This window comes from Pseudomonas sp. GW456-L12 (assembly GCF_059424045.1).
Window position 1 is genome coordinate 91159 of sequence record NZ_JBWKZA010000020.1, and the last position, 19082, is coordinate 110240.

Annotated in this window: 15 protein-coding genes; 12 read left to right on the top strand and 3 right to left on the bottom strand. The window is 64.4% G+C overall.

Annotated features, from left to right (window positions below; translation table 11 throughout):
* Positions 1 to 131 precede the first annotated feature (131 nt).
* Both AC07Y9_RS22445 and AC07Y9_RS22450 read left to right on the top strand, forming a co-directional pair.
* Complete coding sequence (locus tag AC07Y9_RS22445; RefSeq protein WP_102678532.1) at positions 132 to 707, top strand: PadR family transcriptional regulator; 576 nt, start codon at positions 132 to 134, stop codon at positions 705 to 707.
* Positions 704 to 1489, top strand: coding sequence for a siderophore-interacting protein (locus AC07Y9_RS22450; protein ID WP_102678533.1), 786 nt, complete (start codon positions 704 to 706; stop codon positions 1487 to 1489). The genes AC07Y9_RS22445 and AC07Y9_RS22450 overlap by 4 nt, the downstream gene beginning before the upstream one ends.
* Positions 1490 to 1612: 123 nt before the next feature.
* Here the strand turns inward: AC07Y9_RS22450 and AC07Y9_RS22455 are convergent, their stop codons facing one another.
* Positions 1613 to 2272, bottom strand: coding sequence for a Pr6Pr family membrane protein (locus AC07Y9_RS22455; RefSeq protein WP_102678534.1), 660 nt, complete (start codon positions 2270 to 2272; stop codon positions 1613 to 1615).
* 9 nt (positions 2273 to 2281) lie between these two features.
* Positions 2282 to 2512, bottom strand: coding sequence for a VF530 family protein (locus AC07Y9_RS22460; RefSeq protein ID WP_007923118.1), 231 nt, complete (start codon positions 2510 to 2512; stop codon positions 2282 to 2284).
* Positions 2513 to 2863: 351 nt separating this feature from the next.
* Between AC07Y9_RS22460 and AC07Y9_RS22465 the strand changes: the two genes are divergently transcribed.
* The 5 genes from AC07Y9_RS22465 to AC07Y9_RS22485 all read left to right on the top strand — a co-directional run bounded on the left by AC07Y9_RS22465 (position 2864) and on the right by AC07Y9_RS22485 (position 10680).
* Positions 2864 to 4903, top strand: a complete 2040-nt coding sequence (locus tag AC07Y9_RS22465; RefSeq protein WP_102678535.1) for a TonB-dependent receptor — start codon at positions 2864 to 2866, stop codon at positions 4901 to 4903.
* A 303-nt stretch (positions 4904 to 5206) separates the two neighbouring features.
* Positions 5207 to 6580: a carbohydrate porin gene (locus AC07Y9_RS22470; RefSeq protein WP_102678536.1), complete on the top strand. Its 1374-nt coding sequence runs from the start codon at positions 5207 to 5209 to the stop codon at positions 6578 to 6580.
* A 127-nt stretch (positions 6581 to 6707) separates the two neighbouring features.
* Positions 6708 to 9128 carry a glucose/quinate/shikimate family membrane-bound PQQ-dependent dehydrogenase gene (locus AC07Y9_RS22475; RefSeq protein WP_102678537.1) on the top strand — a complete coding sequence of 807 codons (2421 nt, stop codon included), beginning with the start codon at positions 6708 to 6710 and terminating at the stop codon, positions 9126 to 9128.
* 720 nt (positions 9129 to 9848) lie between these two features.
* The gene (locus AC07Y9_RS22480; RefSeq protein WP_102678538.1) at positions 9849 to 10169 is read left to right on the top strand and encodes a hypothetical protein; all 321 of its coding nucleotides are present in this window, start codon (positions 9849 to 9851) and stop codon (positions 10167 to 10169) included.
* A gap of 217 nt (positions 10170 to 10386) precedes the next feature.
* A complete protein-coding gene (locus AC07Y9_RS22485) occupies positions 10387 to 10680 on the top strand; it encodes a hypothetical protein (RefSeq protein WP_102678539.1) in 294 nt (97 codons plus the stop codon).
* A 101-nt stretch (positions 10681 to 10781) separates the two neighbouring features.
* On the opposite strand, the gene AC07Y9_RS22490 is transcribed toward AC07Y9_RS22485, so the two are convergent.
* Positions 10782 to 13124, bottom strand: coding sequence for a putative bifunctional diguanylate cyclase/phosphodiesterase (locus tag AC07Y9_RS22490; RefSeq protein WP_102678540.1), 2343 nt, complete (start codon positions 13122 to 13124; stop codon positions 10782 to 10784).
* A 404-nt stretch (positions 13125 to 13528) separates the two neighbouring features.
* Between AC07Y9_RS22490 and lon the strand changes: the two genes are divergently transcribed.
* From lon to cmoB, 5 genes are all read left to right on the top strand, one after another.
* Complete coding sequence (lon, locus tag AC07Y9_RS22495) at positions 13529 to 15949, top strand: endopeptidase La (RefSeq protein ID WP_053262488.1); 2421 nt, start codon at positions 13529 to 13531, stop codon at positions 15947 to 15949.
* 187 nt (positions 15950 to 16136) lie between these two features.
* Positions 16137 to 16529, top strand: coding sequence for a protease inhibitor I42 family protein (locus tag AC07Y9_RS22500; protein WP_007930776.1), 393 nt, complete (start codon positions 16137 to 16139; stop codon positions 16527 to 16529).
* Position 16530: 1 nt separating this feature from the next.
* Positions 16531 to 17172: a lysoplasmalogenase gene (locus AC07Y9_RS22505; protein WP_087090075.1), complete on the top strand. Its 642-nt coding sequence runs from the start codon at positions 16531 to 16533 to the stop codon at positions 17170 to 17172.
* A 206-nt stretch (positions 17173 to 17378) separates the two neighbouring features.
* Entirely contained in the window at positions 17379 to 18122 is a 744-nt protein-coding gene (cmoA, locus tag AC07Y9_RS22510; RefSeq protein ID WP_009050613.1) for a carboxy-S-adenosyl-L-methionine synthase CmoA, read from the top strand.
* Complete coding sequence (gene cmoB, locus AC07Y9_RS22515; RefSeq protein WP_102678541.1) at positions 18119 to 19075, top strand: tRNA 5-methoxyuridine(34)/uridine 5-oxyacetic acid(34) synthase CmoB; 957 nt, start codon at positions 18119 to 18121, stop codon at positions 19073 to 19075. Before cmoA ends, cmoB begins: the two co-directional genes overlap by 4 nt.
* Positions 19076 to 19082: the final 7 nt, after the last annotated feature.

Here is a 19082-nt window from a genome sequence, read left to right on the forward strand (position 1 = left end):
CGGCAGCGGCTACGGACTGTCTCGATTCTCCCCCTCTGCGACAAACGGCTGGTGCGGCCAGCACGGAAGTACTTGCGCGGCGATTAAGATATATCTTAAGTTATGTCTTAACCGCACAGGAGAAAGAGAAAATGAGAGAACACCACCACCCCCACCGCGAGTACGGCGACGGCCACGACGGTTTCGAAAAACGCCCCGGGCGCGAACGCGGCGGCCGTGGCCCGCGGGTCTTCGCCCCCGGCGACCTGAAGTTGCTGTTGCTGGCGCTGATCGCCGAGCAGCCGTGCCACGGCTACGACCTGATCCGCCAGATCGAAGGCATGTTCGATGGCGCCTACAGCCCCAGCCCTGGCGTGATCTACCCGACCCTGACCTTCCTCGAAGAGAGCGAATTGATCAGCGGCGACGCCGAAGGCGGGAAAAAACGCTACAGCGTGACCGAGGCCGGCCGTCTGTCCTTACAGGACCAGGCGATTGCCCTGGATGGCGTGCGCATGCGCATCGACGTCAGCAAGCGCTCGCTGCGCGGCCACGATCGCCCGGCGGAAATCCACGAGGCGGTGCACAACCTGCGCCACGCCCTGCAGATGCACCACGGCCGCTGGAACCCGCAAGAAATCGTGCGAGTCCGCGACCTGCTGAACAACACCGCCCGCGCCATCGTCGACGGCCCGGCCAACCCTTCTGCTCAGGAGTCAGCTGAATGACCGTAGACAATTCGCCATCGATTCATCGGGTCAGCCACGAGATCAAACGCCGCCGCCTGGAAGTGCTGCGGGTGGTCGACCTGACCCCGCGCATGCGCCGCATCACCCTGGGCGGGCCGGAACTCGCCGGTTTCATCAGCCTGGGCAGCGACGACCATATAAAGCTGCTGTTCCCACAGAACGCCGAACAGCAGGCGGCCCTGGAGACCCTGGTGCTGGGCCCGGGCAAGGACAACGGCGCGATGCCGGCCATGCGCGACTACACGCCACGACGCTACGACCTGGACATCGGTGAACTGGATATCGATTTCGTGCTGCACGGCGACGGCCCTGCCTCGACCTGGGCCGAGCAGGCCAAGCCCGGTCAGTTCCTGCATATCGGCGGGCCGCGCGGCTCGATGATCGTGCCGGACATGTTCGACAGCTACCTGCTGATCGGCGATGAAACCGCGCTGCCGGCGATTGCCCGGCGCCTGGAAGAATTGCCGGCCGGGCGCCGGGTGCTGGCGGTGATCGAGATCCAGGACGCCGCCGAGCGCCAGGTGCTGCAGAGCGCGGCGCAGGTCGAGGTGATCTGGGTAGAGCGCGACGGCGGCCAGCAGGACCTGATCGGCACCGTGCGCGGGCTGCAGGTACCGAACGGCAAGCTGTACACCTGGGTGGCCACGGAAAGCAAAGTCTCGCGGCAGATTCGCCGGGTGCTGCTGGACGAGCACCGGCTCGACGACGAGTTCGTCAAGGCCGCCGGTTATTGGCGCCTGGACAGTAGCGAAGAAGAATAAGCGGCGGCTTTGCCGCCTTTCGCGGGCAAGCCTCGCTCCTACAGAATTCAAGCGGAACACCGTCATTCATTTTCTGTAGGAGCGAGGCTTGCCCGCGATAACGCCCTTCCAGTCACCGCATACTCAAGCCCGGCGCCGCCCCAGCCAACGATCCAGCCCGACCATCCCCAGCGCCACCAGCACGAACCCCGCCAGAATCCCCAGCGCATTCACGAACGCCTGCGCATAGCCCAGCTTGCCCACGTCGACAAAAGGATAGGGATACAGCCCCAGCACGTGCCCGCGCAGCAGCACATAAGCGAAGTACAGCAGCGGGTAGAGTATCCACCCGGCGACATGCCGCAGCCCCAGGCGCCCCTTGGGCACGCAGCACCACCAGTAGACGAGAAACAGCAGCGGCATCACGTCGTGCAGCAACTCGTCCGCCACCAACTGCCAGCCCTGGGGATGCCACAGGTGACGCAGCAACAGGCTGTACGCCAGCCCCACCACCACAATGCTGACCGCGATACCGCTGCTGACCCAGGGTTGCAGAAAGAACCGCTGCCCGCGCGAGCTGCGCAGGTCCAGGGCACAGGTCAGCACCACCGCCACCAGGGTGTTGGTGAGCACGGTAAAGAAACTGAAAAAGTTGATCAGCCCGCCCAGCAGGCTGGCGTCCACTGTCCAGCGCAGATGGAGGATCAGGTACAGCTGGATCGTCAGCCCCAACCAGCCGAGCAACGCGGCCAGCGCGGTGAACAACCGTTTGCCGCCTGAAGGAAAAACCGGCTCGACAGCCATCGAAGGTCCTTAGAGCGGGCGTTTGGTGCGCTGCAGTTTCACGTACAGCTGCTCGACTTTCTCCCGCGCCCAGGGCGTCTTGCGCAAGAAGGTCAGGCTCGACTTGATGCTCGGGTCGCTCTTGAAGCAACGGATATCGATGCGCTCGGCCAACCCCTGCCATTCGTAGTGTTCCACCAGCGCCTTGAGGATCTGTTCCAGGGTAACGCCGTGCAGCGGGTCGTTGTTCGTTGCAGTCATGCCGGGCCTTTGAGCAAGAGAAAAAGGAAGTCGCGCACCTTAGCCGAGGCTTCGAGCCCGTGGAAGGGCGAACACTCATCAACTGTAGCCGCTGCCGCAGGCTGCGATAGCGCCGAAGGCGCTCATGCACCTGAGATCGCCGCGAGCGTTCCGCTCGATCGCAGCCTGCGGCAGCGGCTACATCGGAACGAATGCCCCCCTTCTCCTGAAAAAGTTCCTTTCTTTTTACGCAGAAAGAGATGTTATATTGTATCAATACAAAACAAACCCCTGATCCAGACACCTCGCCGTGTCACGCCTGTTCTCTTTTGACTCAAAGCGCACAGCCTTGCGCTTGCCAAGGAATGACCGATGTCCCTCTCTGCCCCCCGCCCTTCTCGCTCCTTACTCTGGCGCCTGACGCCGCTGTCCGCCGCCTTGCTGTTTGCCTCCCAGGCCCACGCCCTGGAGTTGCAACCGCAGGTCATCACCGCCAACCCCCTGGGCAGCCAGCAAACGGCAGCGCCGAGCACGGTACTGGAAGGCGACGAGCTGACCCTGCAACAACAAGGCAGCCTCGGCGAAACCCTGAATAAACAGCCGGGTGTGTCTTCGTCCTACTTCGGCCCGGGCGCCAGCCGGCCGATCATTCGCGGCCTGGACGGCGACCGCATTCGCCTGCTGCGCAACGGTGTCGGCGCCCTGGATGCGTCGTCGCTGTCCTACGACCACGCCGTGCCGCTGGACCCGGTCAACGTCGAGCGCATCGAGATCGTCCGCGGCCCGGCCGCCCTGCTGTATGGCGGCAGCGCCATCGGCGGCGTGGTCAACACCTTCGACAACCGCATCCCCACCGCCGCCATCGAAGGTATCCACGGTGCCGGTGAATTGCGCTATGGCGGTGCCGACACCACCCGCAGCAGCGCGGGCAAGCTGGAAGCCGGCAACGGCACCTTCGCCTTGCACCTGGACGCCAACTCGCGGCAGTTCAACGACCTGAAAATCCCCGGCTACGCCCGCAGCCGCCACGCCCCAGCGAGTGAAGACGGCAACGGCAAAAAAGGCCGCCTGGGCAACAGCGACGGCCGCCAGGACGGCGGCGCCATCGGTGGTTCCTACACCTGGGACGACGGTTACGCCGGGCTGTCCTACAGCAACTACGACTCCAACTACGGCTCGCCCGCCGAAGACGACGTGCGCATCCGCATGAAGCAGGATCACTACGCCTTCGCCTCGGAACTGCGCAACCTCGACGGCCCTTTCAGCTCGCTGAAATTCGACGCCGGCTACACCGATTACGAGCACCGCGAAATCGAAGGCGGCGAGACCGGCACCATTTTCAAGAACAAGGGTTATGAAGCCCGGGTCGAAGCGCGCCACCAGCCCCTCGGCCCGCTCAATGGGGTGATCGGCACCCAGGTCAGCCGCAGCGAATTTTCCGCGCTCGGCGAAGAAGCCTTCGTTCCCCAGACCGATACCGACAGCGCCGCGCTGTTCATCCTCGAAGAATTGCAGGCCACCGAGCGCCTGAAACTCAGCTTCGGCGGGCGCCTGGAACACACCCGCGTCGACCCGGACAGCAAAGGCAACGAGCGCTTCAGCCAGGCCGACAGCTCCAACAGCTTCACCGCCGGCAGCCTGTCGTCCGGCGCGGTCTACACCCTGACGCCGATCTGGTCCGTGGCCGCCACCCTGGGCTACACCGAACGCGCGCCGACCTTCTACGAGCTGTATGCCAACGGTGCCCACGTGGCCACCGGCACCTATGAAGTCGGCGACGCCAACCTGTCGAAAGAAAAAGCCGTGTCCAGCGACCTGGCCCTGCGTTTCGACAACGGCACCCACAAAGGCAGCGTCGGGGTGTTCTACAGCCACTTCTCCAACTACATCGGGCTGCTCGGCAGCGGTCGCACCCTCAACGATGAAGGCGAGGAGGACGCCGGCGGCATGCCGGAATACACCTACTCCGGAGTCCGCGCGCGGTTTGCCGGGATCGAGGCCCAGGATCACTGGAAGCTCGGCGAAAGCGCCTACGGCAAGTTCGCCCTGGAACTGTCCGGCGACTACACCCGCGCCAAGAACCTGGACAACGGCGAAGCCCTGCCACGCATCGCACCGCTGCGCCTGAACAGCGGCCTGCTGTGGGAGCTGGATCGCTGGCAGGCGCGCATCGATGTCGAACACGCCGCCAGCCAGCGTCGCGTGCCGGACAACGAAAGCGGCACCGACGGCTACACCACCCTGGGCGCCAGCGCCGGTTACCACTTCGACATCGGCAGCAGCCAGTGGCTGGCCTTCGTCAAAGGCGAGAACCTGACCAACCAGACCGTGCGCTACGCCAGCTCGATCCTGCGCGACATCGCCCCGGCCCAGGGGCGCAGCATCGAGGTCGGCTTGCGCACCACCTTCTGAGGCTCTGACCCGCGACGGCCTGCAACGGGCCGTCGCGCCACGGCTTTCCTGGCGTTCACCGCGCCAGCAGGCCCTGTGCTCCAGGAGGCGAGGCAGTACTGTTACCGAATCCGAAATGATTCATGTCAACAAAAGCCCTTTCTCTCGCCTGGCCCCTGATTTATTCTTCGCGCCGCTCAGGCTGAAACCTTTAATCCTGCCCTTTGAATCAGCTGTATTAACGTGCTCGCACTGCCGCGAACCGAGCCACGTCGAGCCTTTGCTTGCCTGCCCATTTCCCTGAATAAGACCAAGATTTCACCTATGCCAGACGTTCAAACCCTTAAAGACAGCGCTGTCTCTCGCCCTGCCGCCCTGCACCAAACCATGACCCTGCTCGGCGCCCTCGGCCTGGCCACCTGCGCCCAGGCCGCGCCGGCCTTCGACAGCGAGTCCCCGTGGATGCTCGGCGACTGGAATGGCAACCGCACTGAGCTGGCGAAAAAAGGCTACGACTTCAAGATCGACTTCGTCGGCGAAATGGGCGCCAACCTGCATGGCGGTTACGACCATGACCGCACCGCGCGCTTCAGCGACCAGTTCGCCTTCGGCAGCCACCTGGACCTGAACAAGATCCTCGGCTGGAACGATGCCGAGTTCCAACTGACCATCACCAAGCGCGACGGCGACAACATCAGCAACGACCGCATCAACGACCCGCGGGTCGGTGGCTTCACCTCGGCCCAGGAAGTCTGGGGCCGCGGCCAGACCTGGCGCCTGACACAGATGTGGTACCAGCAGAAATTCTTCGACCAGAAGCTCGACATCAAGGTCGGCCGGTTCGGCCAGGGCGAAGACTTCAACAGCTTCCCCTGCGACTTCCAGAACCTGGCGTTCTGCGGCTCCCAGGTCGGCAACTGGGCCGGCAGCGTCTGGTACAACTGGCCGGTCAGCCAGTGGGCGCTGCGAGTCAAATATCACCTGACCCCTGAGCTCTACGCGCAGATCGGCGCCTATGAGCAGAACCCGTCCAACCTCGAGCGCGGCAATGGCTTCAAGCTCAGCGGCAGCGGCACCCAGGGCACCCTGCTGCCAGTGGAACTGGTGTGGACGCCGAAGCCGGGCGGCCTGCCGGGTGAATACCGCGCCGGTTACTACTACAGCAGCGCCAAGGCCAGCGACGTGTACAAGGACAGCAACGGCCAGCCGGCGGCCTTGAGCGGCGAGGCCTATCGCAGCAGTTCGAGCAAGCACGGCCTGTGGCTGGGCGCGCAACAGCAGATCACCAGCCTGGCCAGCGACCACTCGCGCGGCTTGAGCCTGTTCGCCAACGCGACGATGCACGACAAGAAGACCAACGCCATCGACAACTACGTCCAGGCCGGCCTGGTCTACAAAGGCCTGTTCGATGCACGCGCCAAGGACGACATCGGCTTCGCCATGGCCCGGGTCCACGTCAACCCGGCCTACCGCAAGAACGCCGAAGCGAGCAACCAGGCCAACCTCATCCAGGACTACGACAACCCGGCCTACCTGCCGCCCCAGGACACCGAATACAGCGCCGAGCTGTACTACGGCGTGCATGTCACTAATTGGCTGACCGTGCGCCCGAACCTGCAATACATCCGCCACCCGGGTGGCGTGGACAAGGTCGACGACGCGCTGATCGGCGGGATCAAGATCCAGAGCTCGTTCTGAGGGGCGCCTGCGCGCCCAATCTGAATAAAACTGTTTTTCCCAAACACTGCTGAACCATGCCCGCGCCTGATCGTCATCTACAGTGAACAAGCGCGGGACTACCTTAAACGTCACGGAGAACCACACTATGAGCACTGATGGTGCTTCAAGTCCGAGCCGCCTGCTGCCGAGCCTGCTCGGCATCTTGCTGCTGCTAATGGGCCTGGCCATGCTGGCCGGGGGGATCAAGCTGAGCATGCTCGGCGGCTCGCTGTACTACCTGTTGGCCGGTATTGGCCTGATCGTCAGCGGCATCCTGCTGCTGGCCGGTCGTAGTGCCGCGCTGCTCATCTACGGGGTGGTGCTGTTCGCCAGCTCCGTCTGGGCACTGTGGGAAGTCGGCCTGGACTGGTGGCAACTGGTGCCACGCCTGTCGCTGTTCTTTGCCCTGGGTGTGGTTCTGCTGCTGCCGTGGTTCCGTCGTCCGCTGCTGCGCAACGGCCCGGCGCCTGTGAGCACCGCGGTACTGGGCGTGGCCGTGGTCCTGGCCGGTGGTGCCGCGATCAACAGCCAGTTCACCAATCCGGGCGAGATCTCGGGCGAACTGGGCCGTGCAAGCGCCGACACCACCAGCGCCGCGCCGACCATGCCCGAAGGCGACTGGCAGGCATATGGCCGCACCGAGTTCGGCGACCGCTACTCGCCGCTGACCCAGATCACTCCGGCCAACATCGGCAAGCTGCAGGAAGCCTGGCGCATCCGCACCGGCGACATGCCGACCGCCAAGGACCCGGTGGAAATCACCAACCAGAACACCCCGCTGAAGGTCAACGGCATGCTCTATGCCTGCACCGCCCACAGCCAGGTGCTGGCTCTGGACCCGGACACCGGCAAGGAAATCTGGCGTTTCGACCCGAAAATCCAGGGCCCGAACGGCGATGACTTCCGTGGCTGGGCACACATGACCTGCCGCGGCGTGTCGTACTACGACGAAGCCAGCTTCAACAAAAGCGACGCCATCAGCACTCCGGCCAGCCTCTCGGCCGCCGGCCAGGCGATCGCCGCCAGCTGCCCGCGTCGCCTGTTCCTGCCGACCGCCGACGCGCGCCTGATCGCAATCAACGCCGACACCGGCAAGGTCTGCGAAGACTTCGGCAACAAAGGCGCCGTGGACCTGAAGGCCGGTATCGGCCCGTTCACCCCGGGCGGCTACTACTCGACGTCGCCGGCCGCCATCACCCGTAACCTGGTGATCATCGGCGGCCACGTGACCGACAACGAGTCGACCAACGAACCGTCCGGCGTGATCCGCGCCTTCGACGTGCACGACGGTCACCTGGTGTGGAACTGGGACGCCGGCAACCCCGACGTCACCACGCCGCTGCCGGAAGGCCAGACCTACACCCGCAACTCGCCGAACATGTGGTCCCTGGCCAGCGTCGACGAGAAGCTGGGCCTGGTCTACCTGCCGCTGGGCAACCAGATGCCTGACCAATGGGGCGGCAACCGCACCGCGGGCGCCGAGAAGTTCAGCGCCGGCACCGTGGCCCTGGACATCGACACCGGCAAGCTGCGCTGGAACTACCAGTTCACCCACCATGACCTGTGGGACATGGACGTGGGCAGCCAGCCGACCCTGGTGGACATGAAGACCGCGGACGGCATCAAGCCGGCGCTGATTCAGCCGACCAAGCAAGGCAGCCTGTATGTGCTGGACCGTCGCGACGGCACCCCGATCGTGCCGATCCAGGAAGTACCGGCGCCGGGCGGTGCGGTCGAAGGTGACCACACCGCGCCGACCCAGGCCCGTTCGGACCTGAACCTGCTGCCGCCGCCGCTGGAAGAAAAAGGCATGTGGGGCGCCACGCCGTTCGACCAGATGCTGTGCCGCATCCAGTTCAAGGAACTGCGCTACGAAGGCCAGTACACCCCGCCGTCGATCCAGGGCAGCCTGGTCTACCCGGGTAACGTCGGTGTGTTCAACTGGGGCAGCGTGTCGATCGACCCGGTCCGTCACCTGCTGTTCACCAGCCCGAACTACATGGCCTTCGTTTCCAAGCTGGTGCCGCGCGCCGAAGTCGCCGCCGGCAGCAAGCGCGAAAGCGAAACCTCCGGTGTGCAACCCAACACCGGCGCGCCTTACGCGGTGATCATGCATCCGTTCATGTCGCCGTTCGGCGTACCTTGCCAGGCCCCGGCCTGGGGCTACGTGGCCGGTATCGACCTGACCACCAACAAAGTGGTGTGGAAGCACAAGAACGGCACCAGCCGCGACAGCTCGCCGGTACCGATCGGCCTGCCCATCGGCGTGCCGAGCATGGGCGGCTCGATGGTCACCGCCGGTGGCGTGGGCTTCCTCAGCGGCACCCTGGACCAGTACATCCGCGGTTATGACGTGAACAACGGCAAGGAACTGTGGAAATCCCGCCTGCCAGCGGGCGGCCAGGCCACGCCGATGAGCTACACCGGCAAGGATGGCAAGCAGTACGTGCTGGTGGTCGTGGGTGGCCACGGCTCGCTGGGCACCAAGATGGGCGACTACATCATCGCCTACAAACTGTCGGAATAAGCCTTACCGGCGGTGAATGAAAAGGCGGTTACCTGCGGGTAGCCGCCTTTTTTGTGGGTGGTGTTTGGAGGGAGTTTCTTCGGCCTTTCATTTTTGTATTGCCCGGCCTGACGTCATCGCGAGCAAGCTCGCTCCTACAAGGACGGTGCAATACCTGTAGGAGCGAGCTGCTCGCGATAGGGCCCGCCCAACCACCACCAGCCTCCCGGGCGATAACGATTCATGTAGCCGCTGCCGAGCCTGCGAGGCTGCGATCGGCCGCAAATCGGACGCTAAACCAGACAACGCGGTGTATCAGGCTGATGGGGGACACCGCCCTTGCGTCTGCTACGCAGACGATCGCAGCCTCGCGGGCTCGGCAGCGGCTACAGGGCCAATGTCGAGCCGAGATCGGTGTGGCAGTGGTTATGGCGAAAATTCCTACAACACGCCTCGACTCCCATCACCTTGTCCCGCCGGGCCTCGGACTCTATGGTTTGGTCTGTCACTGCCAATTCAGTGACAGGGCGTAGGAACCCTTTTGATGACCCTTGGCGCGTACGCGTCCCGACTGATTGCGGCCCCTTTGAGGTGTCCGTAAGATCAGCCGCGGCGGCTGTGCGCGGGCACGTTTCGACGTGGCCGAGTCCCTGGGTATTCGGTTCCTACCCCGCGCACGGCTGCCACCCAAGCCCGTAGGAAGGCTGTTGGCGGCTCAGATCCCTACCCGGAGCCAGTTCAATGAAAAAAGTCGTTCCCGATCCACCCGTGCTCATCGACAACACCTCCCCCCGCCGCTACATGGCCCTGACCAGCAACGACTGCACCATCCCTGCCTTGCTGATCGACACCGAGGCGCCATTGGATGTGCTGCACGAAGCCGCCGCCCACCGCATCCGCGCCGCGGCCCAGTTGCTGGAAAACCTCGCCAGCGACGCCAACCTGCACGGCAACCCGGCGCTGCTCCAGGATTTCGCCCAGCTCTGCGTCATCCCCCTGCGCGATGGTTGCGACCTGCTGGACGTACTCGGCCGGCGCCTGCAGGAACAACTGCTGAGCTGAACCTCGATCCGGGGCCGGCGACTCCAGCCGGCCCTGCGCCGACGCCGTCCTCAACCCGGTCATTGCAAAGGGACATTAGCCCATCTGTGCTAATCGACCCTCCCCCACCCCGGCGATATAGTGCCAACCACTCACTCGCTCTTCTCAACACCGCCGCTCTGCGGTGTCGGGGCCGGCTGCGCCGTAGAAAACACAACAACGCCAAGGAAGAATCACCATGAACCTCCACCCCACTGCCCGTACCCTCACCCTGCTCGGCGGCCTGGTGCTCGCCCTGGGCGGTTGCGCCATTGCCAAACCCAGCAACGACGACCTCAAGAACCGCGCCCAGACCACCCTCGGCAAGCCCGTGACCACGGTCTCCAATGTGCGCAGCGACGCATCCCAGACCTACTTCACCGCCAGCACCAGCAACGGCGAATACAATTGCATCCTGCCCAGTGGCGGCATGGTCGCCTTCGCCTCCATGGGCGGCGTCGTGGCGCTCCCCGCCGAGTGCACCAAGCAGTAAGCCGCGGCCCATCGCCGAGGGTTCTGGCGCCAGACTTCACACCGTGAAGCAGGGCCTGCAGATCTCTGGCTGCAGCGCCCGGAGCGGCCACACAGGGCTGCTCAGCTGGAAATCCGCGACTTCAACAGCCAAGCCTCGAAGGCTGTGGCAGTCAGCGGCCGGCTGATCAGGTAGCCCTGGGCCGTGTCGCAATGCCAGCGCTCCAGCAGGCGCAGGCTGCGCTCCTGCTCCACCCCTTCGGCCACCACCTTGAGCCCCAGGTTGTGGCTCATCTCGATGGTGGAACGCACGATCACCGCGTCGCCGCTGGTTTCGTCGAGGTTGCGGATAAACGACTGGTCGATCTTCAACTCCTGCACCGGCAGCCGCTGCAATTGCGCCAGCGACGAGTAGCCGGTGCCGAAGTCGTCCACCGACAGGCTGATGCCGCAGTCGCGCAGGCTCTGCAACACCTCCAGCGCCTGCTCCGGGTGACGCATGATGGCGCTTTCGGTGATCTCGAAAATCAGCTGCTCGGCGGACAACCGATAACGCTGCAGCAACACGCTCACCCGCGCCGCCAGGTCGTGGCCATGCAGGTCGTCCGCCGAGATGTTCAGCGACAATTGCAGATGCAGCCCGCGCATGTTCCATTCGGCCAGTTGCCGCATGCCCTCCTCGATCACCCACAGGGTCAGGCTGTTCATGCTGCCGGTGCGCTCGGCCAGGGGGATGAACTCCGCCGGCGAGACCATGCCGAACTCCGGGTGCTGCCAGCGCAGCAGGGCTTCGGCCTGGTGCACATGGCCGTGCCGCAGGTCCAGCTTGGGCTGGTACAGCAAGAACAGCTCGCCTTCCGCTGCGGCCCGGCGCAGGTCGCGGATCAGTCCGATCTGGCGCTGATGAGCCAGGTCGCGGTCCTGCTGGTAGATCTGCAGGTAACCGGGCTGGGCGGCCGCGTCGTGGCGGGCGATGGCGGCGCGGCTGATCAGCTCTTCCGCCGATTGCCCGTCGGTGGGGTAGACCGCCACGCCGATGCACACCTGGCGCTGCACTTCATCGCCACGCAGGGGCTGCGGCCGGCTCAATAACGCATGGAGCCGATCGGCCATGGCCACCGCGCCATCGATCTCGGTATTTTCCAGCAGCAACAGAAACTCGTTGGCGGTGATGCGCGCGGCGGTGTCGCCGGTGGACACCGTCTCCGACAGCCGCCGGCTGACTTCGCGCATCATCTGCTCCACCCCTTCCGGGCCCAGGCCTTCGTTGATCGCCCGATAGTCCTCGATGCCCAGGTACAGCAGCACCACCTTGCGCCCGGCGCTGATGGCGTTGCTCAGGCGCTCCATGGCCAGCGCCCGGTTGGGCAGGCCGGTCAGGGGGTCGTGCAGGGCGTTGTGGGCCAGTTGCAGCTCGCGGCTGGCAATCCCGCTCTGCATGGCGTTGATCGCCTCGGCCAGCAAGCCGAACTCGTCGGTGCGCTTGAGCACCACCGGCACCTGGTAGTTGCCGGCGCCGATGCGTTGGGCGGCATCGGCCAGCACATTCAACGGCCGCGACACCCGCCGCGCCATGAACAGGGCACCGGCCAGCGACACCACCAGCGCCACCAGGGCAATCACCAGGAACTCGCGGTCCAGCGGCGCGAAGGCCTGCAAGGCGTGATCCAGCGGGCTTTGCAGCAACGCCAGAACCTTGGGGTCGTCGGGATCGTCGGTATTGGCCAGTTGCAGGGCCTGATTGAGGAAACGCTTGCCGTGGGCATCGCTCAGCTGTGGTCGCGCGCGCCAGGACGCATTGCGCAGGGTGGTGATGATGGTCGCCCAGAAAATATCCGGCTGAGTGCTGAACAGCTCCCCCGCGCGCCCGTCCTGCAGGGTGAGGAATGACACCTCCAGGTTGCTCATGGAGCGCAACTCGCTGGCGAACAGGTCGTCCATGCGAAACGCCATGACCACCCGATTCATGTGCATCGGCGTCAGTACCTGCCCCTGGACCAGCAGATAAGGCTGGCCCTTGAGCGCGACGATCAACATGCTTTTGTTCTGCCGCAGGGCCGTGCGCAATGCTCGGTCGTAGGGGAAATGCTCACGCTCGGCGATCGCCCCCAGGGTGCTGGCGATCACCGTGCCTTCGGCGCCGAGCACGAACAGCTCGCTGCCGCGGGTGCCGGTACCATGCTGACGCAGCGCCTCGAGAATCGCCAGCGAGTCGCCGCTGATCACCGCCTCACGGAACTGCGAGTCCACCACCAGCCAGTCCACGCCATAACGCAAGCGCCGACCGCGCAGTTCGAGCAGGCGTTCGAAGACCCGGGCGCCGGTTTGCAGCTGCACTTGCGCCTGGTTTTCCACCGCATGATTGGTCGCGGCCTTGACGGCGAAATACACCACCCCGATCACGATCAACAGCAACAACGCCAATACCCCAGTGATCCTTACCTGGAACGTATGGCGCCACTTCATGAGACGGCTCTCGTCGCCGCGACCTCACTGTTGTCGCCCCTGCACCCCCACGGCGACACCCGCCGCTCCCCGCTGAAAAGTCCTTTGATCATTACGCGTCCCTCTGGGCAGCTAAAGATGCGTCAAATAAATGCCATTTCCCTAACAACATTTAATCAGTCCAGATTAGACTGCCAAGAGAAGAAGATCACGCAATAAAATCAGGGGGTTCATAAAGTCATTTTTTTGTCACCGCCAATTTACCAACGTTCTTGCGCAGAAATGACAGCCTCACAATCAGCGCTTTGGAGGCTGCCCTGCGTTGCGGCGACAAGGACTGAAATAATTGATCCGGCCCGGGCACCATTGAAACCGCTCGTCACCTGCCCCATCTAACCTGGCATACCCCATTGCGCAGGTGCCCCATGAGCGACCAGCAAGAACTTCCTGAAACCATGAGTGAATACGCCGACCCGGAAAACGCCGAACTCCATACGTCCTCCGGCAAGGGCCTGGCCCTGCCCGGGCAGAATCTGCCGGACAAGGTCTACATCATCCCGATCCACAATCGGCCGTTCTTCCCCGCGCAAGTCTTGCCGGTGATCGTCAACGAAGAACCCTGGGCCGAAACCCTGGAGCTGGTGAGCAAGTCCGAACACCATTCCCTGGCGCTGTTCTTCATGGACACCCCGCCGGAAGACCCACGCCATTTCGACACCTCGGCCCTGCCGCTGTACGGCACCCTGGTCAAGGTGCACCACGCCAGCCGCGAGAACGGCAAGCTGCAGTTCGTGGCCCAGGGCCTGACCCGCGTGCGCATCCGCACCTGGCTCAAGCACCATCGCCCGCCCTATCTGGTGGAGGTCGAATACCCGCACCAGCCGAGCGAGCCGACCGACGAGGTCAAGGCCTACGGCATGGCGCTGATCAACGCGATCAAGGAACTGCTGCCGCTCAACCCGCTGTACAGCGAAGAGCTGAAGAACTACCTCAACCGCTTCAGTCCCAACGACCCGTCGCCTTTGACCGACTTCGCCGCCGCGCTGACCTCGGCCACCGGCAACGAACTGCAGGAAGTGCTCGACTGCGTGCCGATGCTCAAGCGCATGGAAAAAGTCCTGCCGATGCTGCGCAAGGAAGTCGAGGTCGCGCGCCTGCAGAAAGAGATTTCCGCCGAGGTCAATCGCAAGATCGGCGAGCATCAGCGCGAGTTCTTCCTCAAGGAACAGCTCAAGGTCATCCAGCAGGAGCTGGGCCTGACCAAGGACGATCGCAGCGCCGACATCGAGCAGTTCGAGCAGCGTCTGGCTGGCAAGGTCCTGCCTCCTCAAGCGCAAAAGCGCATCGTGGAGGAAATGAACAAACTGTCGATCCTCGAGACCGGCTCGCCGGAGTACGCGGTCACCCGCAACTACCTGGAATGGGCCACCGCCGTGCCCTGGGGCGTGTACGGCGAGGACAAGCTCGACCTCAAGCATGCGCGCAAGGTGCTGGACCAGCATCACGCCGGGCTCGACGACATCAAGAGCCGGATTCTCGAATTCCTCGCGGTCGGCGCCTACAAGGGCGAGATCAGCGGCTCCATCGTGCTGCTGGTGGGCCCGCCCGGCGTGGGCAAGACCAGTGTCGGCAAGTCCATCGCCGAATCCCTGGGCCGGCCGTTCTACCGCTTCAGCGTCGGCGGCATGCGTGACGAGGCCGAGATCAAGGGCCACCGCCGCACCTACATCGGCGCCCTGCCGGGCAAGCTGGTGCAGGCGTTGAAAGACGTCGAGGTGATGAACCCGGTGATCATGCTCGACGAGATCGACAAGATGGGCCAGAGCTACCAGGGCGACCCGGCTTCGGCGCTGCTGGAAACCCTCGACCCGGAACAGAACGTGGAATTCCTCGACCACTACCTGGACCTGCGCCTGGACCTGTCGAAAGTGCTGTTCGTGTGCACCGCCAACACCCTGGATTCGATTCCCGGCCCGTTGCTGGACCGGATGGAAGTGATTCGCCTGTCGGGCTACATCACCGAGGAAAAGCTGGCCATCGCCAAGCGCCACCTGTGGCCCAAACAGCTGGAAAAGGCGGGTGTGTCCAAGGCCAACCTGAGTATCAGCGACGCGGCGCTGCGCGCGGTGATCGATGGTTACGCCCGCGAGGCCGGCGTGCGCCAGCTGGAAAAACAGCTGGGCAAACTGGTGCGCAAGGCCGTGGTGCGGCTGCTGGAAGAACCGGACGCGGTGATCAAGCTCGGCCCGAAAGACCTGGAGGCGTCCCTGGGCATGCCGGTGTTCCGCAACGAGCAGGTGCTCAGCGGCACCGGGGTGATCACCGGCCTGGCCTGGACCAGCATGGGCGGCGCCACGCTGCCGATCGAAGCCACGCGGATTCATACCCTCAACCGTGGCTTCAAGCTCACCGGGCAGTTGGGCGATGTGATGAAGGAGTCGGCGGAAATCGCCTACAGCTACGTCACCTCGCACCTCAAGCAATTTGGTGGCGATGCCAAGTTCTTCGACGAGGCATTCGTCCACCTGCACGTGCCGGAAGGCGCCACGCCGAAGGATGGCCCGAGCGCCGGGGTGACCATGGCCAGCGCCCTGCTGTCCCTGGCACGCAACCAGCCGCCGAAAAAGGGCGTGGCCATGACCGGCGAGCTGACCCTGACCGGGCATGTCCTGCCCATCGGCGGGGTGCGCGAGAAGGTCATCGCGGCGCGCCGGCAGAAGCTCTACGAGCTGATCCTGCCGGAAGCCAACCGCGGCCACTTCGAAGAGCTGCCGGAGTACCTCAAGGAAGGCATCACCGTGCACTTCGCCAAGCGTTTCGCCGATGTGGCGAAAGTGCTGTTCTAAACGCTGTCCGTAGGAGCAGGGGGACGCCCAGTCCTTGCTCGCGATGAACGATGACGCGGTGCGTCAGGTACTACGCGCTGCCTTCATCGCGAGCAAGCTCGCTCCTACAACGTCTCGCCTGCCCCACCACATATTCCTCAATCTTCGGTTATGCTCGCCCTTTGTCATGACCGGAGCTTTCTGACCCATGTCACCGATTCGTCTGTTGCTGCCCCTCAGCCTCGCCCTGCTCGCCGCCTGCGCCAGCCAACCCAAGCACAACGTCACGGTCGAGAACCAGAGCGAATGCCCAGTGCAACTGAGCAACGGGCAAAACCTGATCCTGACCCTGCCGAGCAACCCGACCACGGGTTATCGCTGGGCGATCCAGGACTCGGCCGGCGGCGTGCTGCGCAAAATCAGCCCCGAGGTCTACAGCAACCCCGAAGACAGTGGCCTGGTGGGCAGCGCCGGCCAGTCCACCTGGCGTTTCCAGGCCTTCGCCGCCGGCACCGGGCGCCTGCTGCTGACCTATCAACAGCCCTGGGCCCCGGAAGTCGCGCCGGTGAAAGCCTTCGACTGCGCCATTTCGGTCAAATGACATGGGCTGGCTGATCCTGGCGCTGATGGGCGCGGTGACCTTCCTCTACGGCCTGAGCATTCACGCCACCCTGCTGTGCCTGCTGGTCAAGCCGCTGCCGGTGCTGGCCCTGCTCGGCTGGCTGCACGATGCGCCCCCCAGCGACTATCGCCGCTGGATCAGCCTCGGCCTGTTGTTCTCCCTGCTCGGCGACGTGCTGCTGGCCTGGCCCGCCGACCTGTTCGTGTTCGGCCTCGGCGCTTTCCTGGTCGCGCACCTGGCCTATCTCAAGGCCTATACCAGCGATTGCCGGCGCCTGGCGCCCTTGCCCCTGCTGCTGGCCCTGGTCGTCGGCGCGGCGTTGCTGGGCATCCTGATCAGCCATGGCCTCGGCCCGTTGCTGGTACCGGTGATCGTCTACGGCCTGGCCATCAGCGCCATGCTCTGGCGCGCCCTGGCTCGCCTGGGCAGCGAGGTGCCCAAGCGCTCGGCGCAACTGGCCGCCGCCGGCGCCGTGGCCTTCGTGTTCTCCGACAGCGTGATCGGCATCAGCCGTTTTGTGGTCGCCTTCGATGCCGCGCCCTACCTGATCATCCTCAGTTACTGGCTGGGGCAATGGGGGATTGCGGCGTCGGCGTTTACCGCGAAAAAGCGCGAGATCTGATCGTCCCGCAGCAGCCTTAAGGGACTTATCGCGAGCAAGCTCGCTCCTACAGGGGGGAATCATTCCATGTAGGAGCGAGCTTGCTCGCGATAGACCACGCAGTGGTCTTACGACCGGTCCCCGCGCTTTATCAGACAGACCGCGCATCGCCGCGCCAACTTGGCTAAAATGCCGCCCCTCTTTCTATCTCCACCGCTGGAACCGCCGTGAGCAAAGAACCCGACCGCCTTTTCGCCCAGCCCCTGGCCCAGGTGCCCGACTTCGCCTTCAACGAGGACGTGGTGCGGGTGTTCCCGGACATGATCAAGCGCTCGGTGCCGGGTTACCCGACCATTGTCGAGAACCTTGGCGTGCTCGCCGCCCAGTTCGCCCAGCCCAACAGCGTGCTCTACGACCTGGGCTCGTCCCTCGGCGCCGTGACCCAAGCCCTGCGCCGCCATGTGCGCACCGACGGCTGCCGGGTGATCGCGGTGGATAACTCGGCGGCCATGGTCGAGCGCTGCCGCGAGTACCTCAACGGCCAGGACTCGATGTTCCAGGAGCTGTTGCCGGTCGAAGTGATCGAAGGCGACATCCTCGCCCTGGAATTCCAGCCCGCCTCGGTGGTGGCGCTGAACTTCACCCTGCAATTCATCGCCCCCGAACAGCGCCTGGCCCTGCTCGGGCGCATTCGCCAGGCGCTGCTGCCCGGCGGCGCGCTGATTCTCTCGGAGAAACTGCGCTTCAACGACCCCGAGGAGCATGCGCTGCTCACCGACCTGCACATCGCCTTCAAGCGCGCCAACGGCTACAGCGAACTGGAAATCGCCCAGAAGCGCAGCGCCATCGAAAACGTCATGAAGCCCGACAGCCTCGAAGAACACCGCGAACGCCTGCTGGCCGCCGGGTTCTCGAAAGTCGTGCCGTGGTTCCAGTGTCTTAACTTTGCCTCGTTGATTGCCTTGCCATGATCGATCTGTCCCCCCTCGCCCGCCGCCTGGCCGGTACACCGCTGGCCGACTGGGCCAACACCCTGCAAGCGCAACTCGACACCAAGATGGAAAAGGGCCACGGCGACCTGGAGCGCTGGCAGAACGCGCTGGACGCTCTGCCGAAGATCCAGCCGAGCACGATCGACCTGCTTGACGGCCTGACCCTGGACACCGACTGCGACGACGCTACCCGCGCCCAGATGCGCAGCGCGCTGATGGGCCTGTCGCCCTGGCGCAAGGGCCCGTTCGACCTGTTCGGCGTGCATGTGGACACCGAATGGCGCTCGGACTGGAAATGGTCGCGGGTCGCGAAGCACCTCGACCTGCAAGGCAAACGCATCCTCGATGTCGGCTGCGGCAACGGCTACTACATGTGGCGCATGCTCGGCGCCGGTGCCCACAGCGTGATCGGCGTCGATCCGAACTGGCTGTTCTTCTGCCAGTTCCAGGCGGTGCAGCGTTACCTGTCGGAGCCCGCGGTGTGGCACCTGCCGTTCCCGTTCGAGGACCTGCCACCCAACCTGGAAGGCTTCGACACGGTGTTTTCCATGGGCGTGTTCTACCACCGCCGCTCGCCGATCGAGCATTTGCTGGCGCTCAAGGACTGCCTGGTCAAGGGCGGCGAACTGGTGCTGGAAACCCTGGTGGTGGAAGGCGACCGGCATCAGGTGCTGGTGCCGGAAGACCGCTACGCGCAGATGCGTAACGTATGGTTCCTGCCGTCGGTGCCGGCCCTGGAACTGTGGCTGCGTCGTGCCGGCTTCAGCGATGTGCGTTGCGTGGATGTGAGCGTGACCAGCATCGAGGAACAGCGCGGCACCGAGTGGATGAAGTACCAGTCGCTGAGCGATTTCCTCGACCCCAACGACCACAGCAAGACCATCGAAGGCCTGCCGGCGCCGATGCGCGCGGTGATTGTCGCCAGGAAGTAATTGCGGC

Bases quoted from the DNA above. Each gene is read 5' to 3' on its own strand.
- AC07Y9_RS22445 (WP_102678532.1), top strand. From the start codon at position 132: ATGAGAGAACACCACCACCCCCACCGCGAGTACGGCGACGGCCACGAC.
- AC07Y9_RS22450 (WP_102678533.1), top strand. From the start codon at position 704: ATGACCGTAGACAATTCGCCATCGATTCATCGGGTCAGCCACGAGATC.
- AC07Y9_RS22455 (WP_102678534.1), bottom strand. From the start codon at position 2,272: ATGGCTGTCGAGCCGGTTTTTCCTTCAGGCGGCAAACGGTTGTTCACC.
- AC07Y9_RS22460 (WP_007923118.1), bottom strand. From the start codon at position 2,512: ATGACTGCAACGAACAACGACCCGCTGCACGGCGTTACCCTGGAACAG.
- AC07Y9_RS22465 (WP_102678535.1), top strand. From the start codon at position 2,864: ATGTCCCTCTCTGCCCCCCGCCCTTCTCGCTCCTTACTCTGGCGCCTG.
- AC07Y9_RS22470 (WP_102678536.1), top strand. From the start codon at position 5,207: ATGCCAGACGTTCAAACCCTTAAAGACAGCGCTGTCTCTCGCCCTGCC.
- AC07Y9_RS22475 (WP_102678537.1), top strand. From the start codon at position 6,708: ATGAGCACTGATGGTGCTTCAAGTCCGAGCCGCCTGCTGCCGAGCCTG.
- AC07Y9_RS22480 (WP_102678538.1), top strand. From the start codon at position 9,849: ATGAAAAAAGTCGTTCCCGATCCACCCGTGCTCATCGACAACACCTCC.
- AC07Y9_RS22485 (WP_102678539.1), top strand. From the start codon at position 10,387: ATGAACCTCCACCCCACTGCCCGTACCCTCACCCTGCTCGGCGGCCTG.
- AC07Y9_RS22490 (WP_102678540.1), bottom strand. From the start codon at position 13,124: ATGAAGTGGCGCCATACGTTCCAGGTAAGGATCACTGGGGTATTGGCG.
- lon (WP_053262488.1), top strand. From the start codon at position 13,529: ATGAGCGACCAGCAAGAACTTCCTGAAACCATGAGTGAATACGCCGAC.
- AC07Y9_RS22500 (WP_007930776.1), top strand. From the start codon at position 16,137: ATGTCACCGATTCGTCTGTTGCTGCCCCTCAGCCTCGCCCTGCTCGCC.
- AC07Y9_RS22505 (WP_087090075.1), top strand. From the start codon at position 16,531: ATGGGCTGGCTGATCCTGGCGCTGATGGGCGCGGTGACCTTCCTCTAC.
- cmoB (WP_102678541.1), top strand. From the start codon at position 18,119: ATGATCGATCTGTCCCCCCTCGCCCGCCGCCTGGCCGGTACACCGCTG.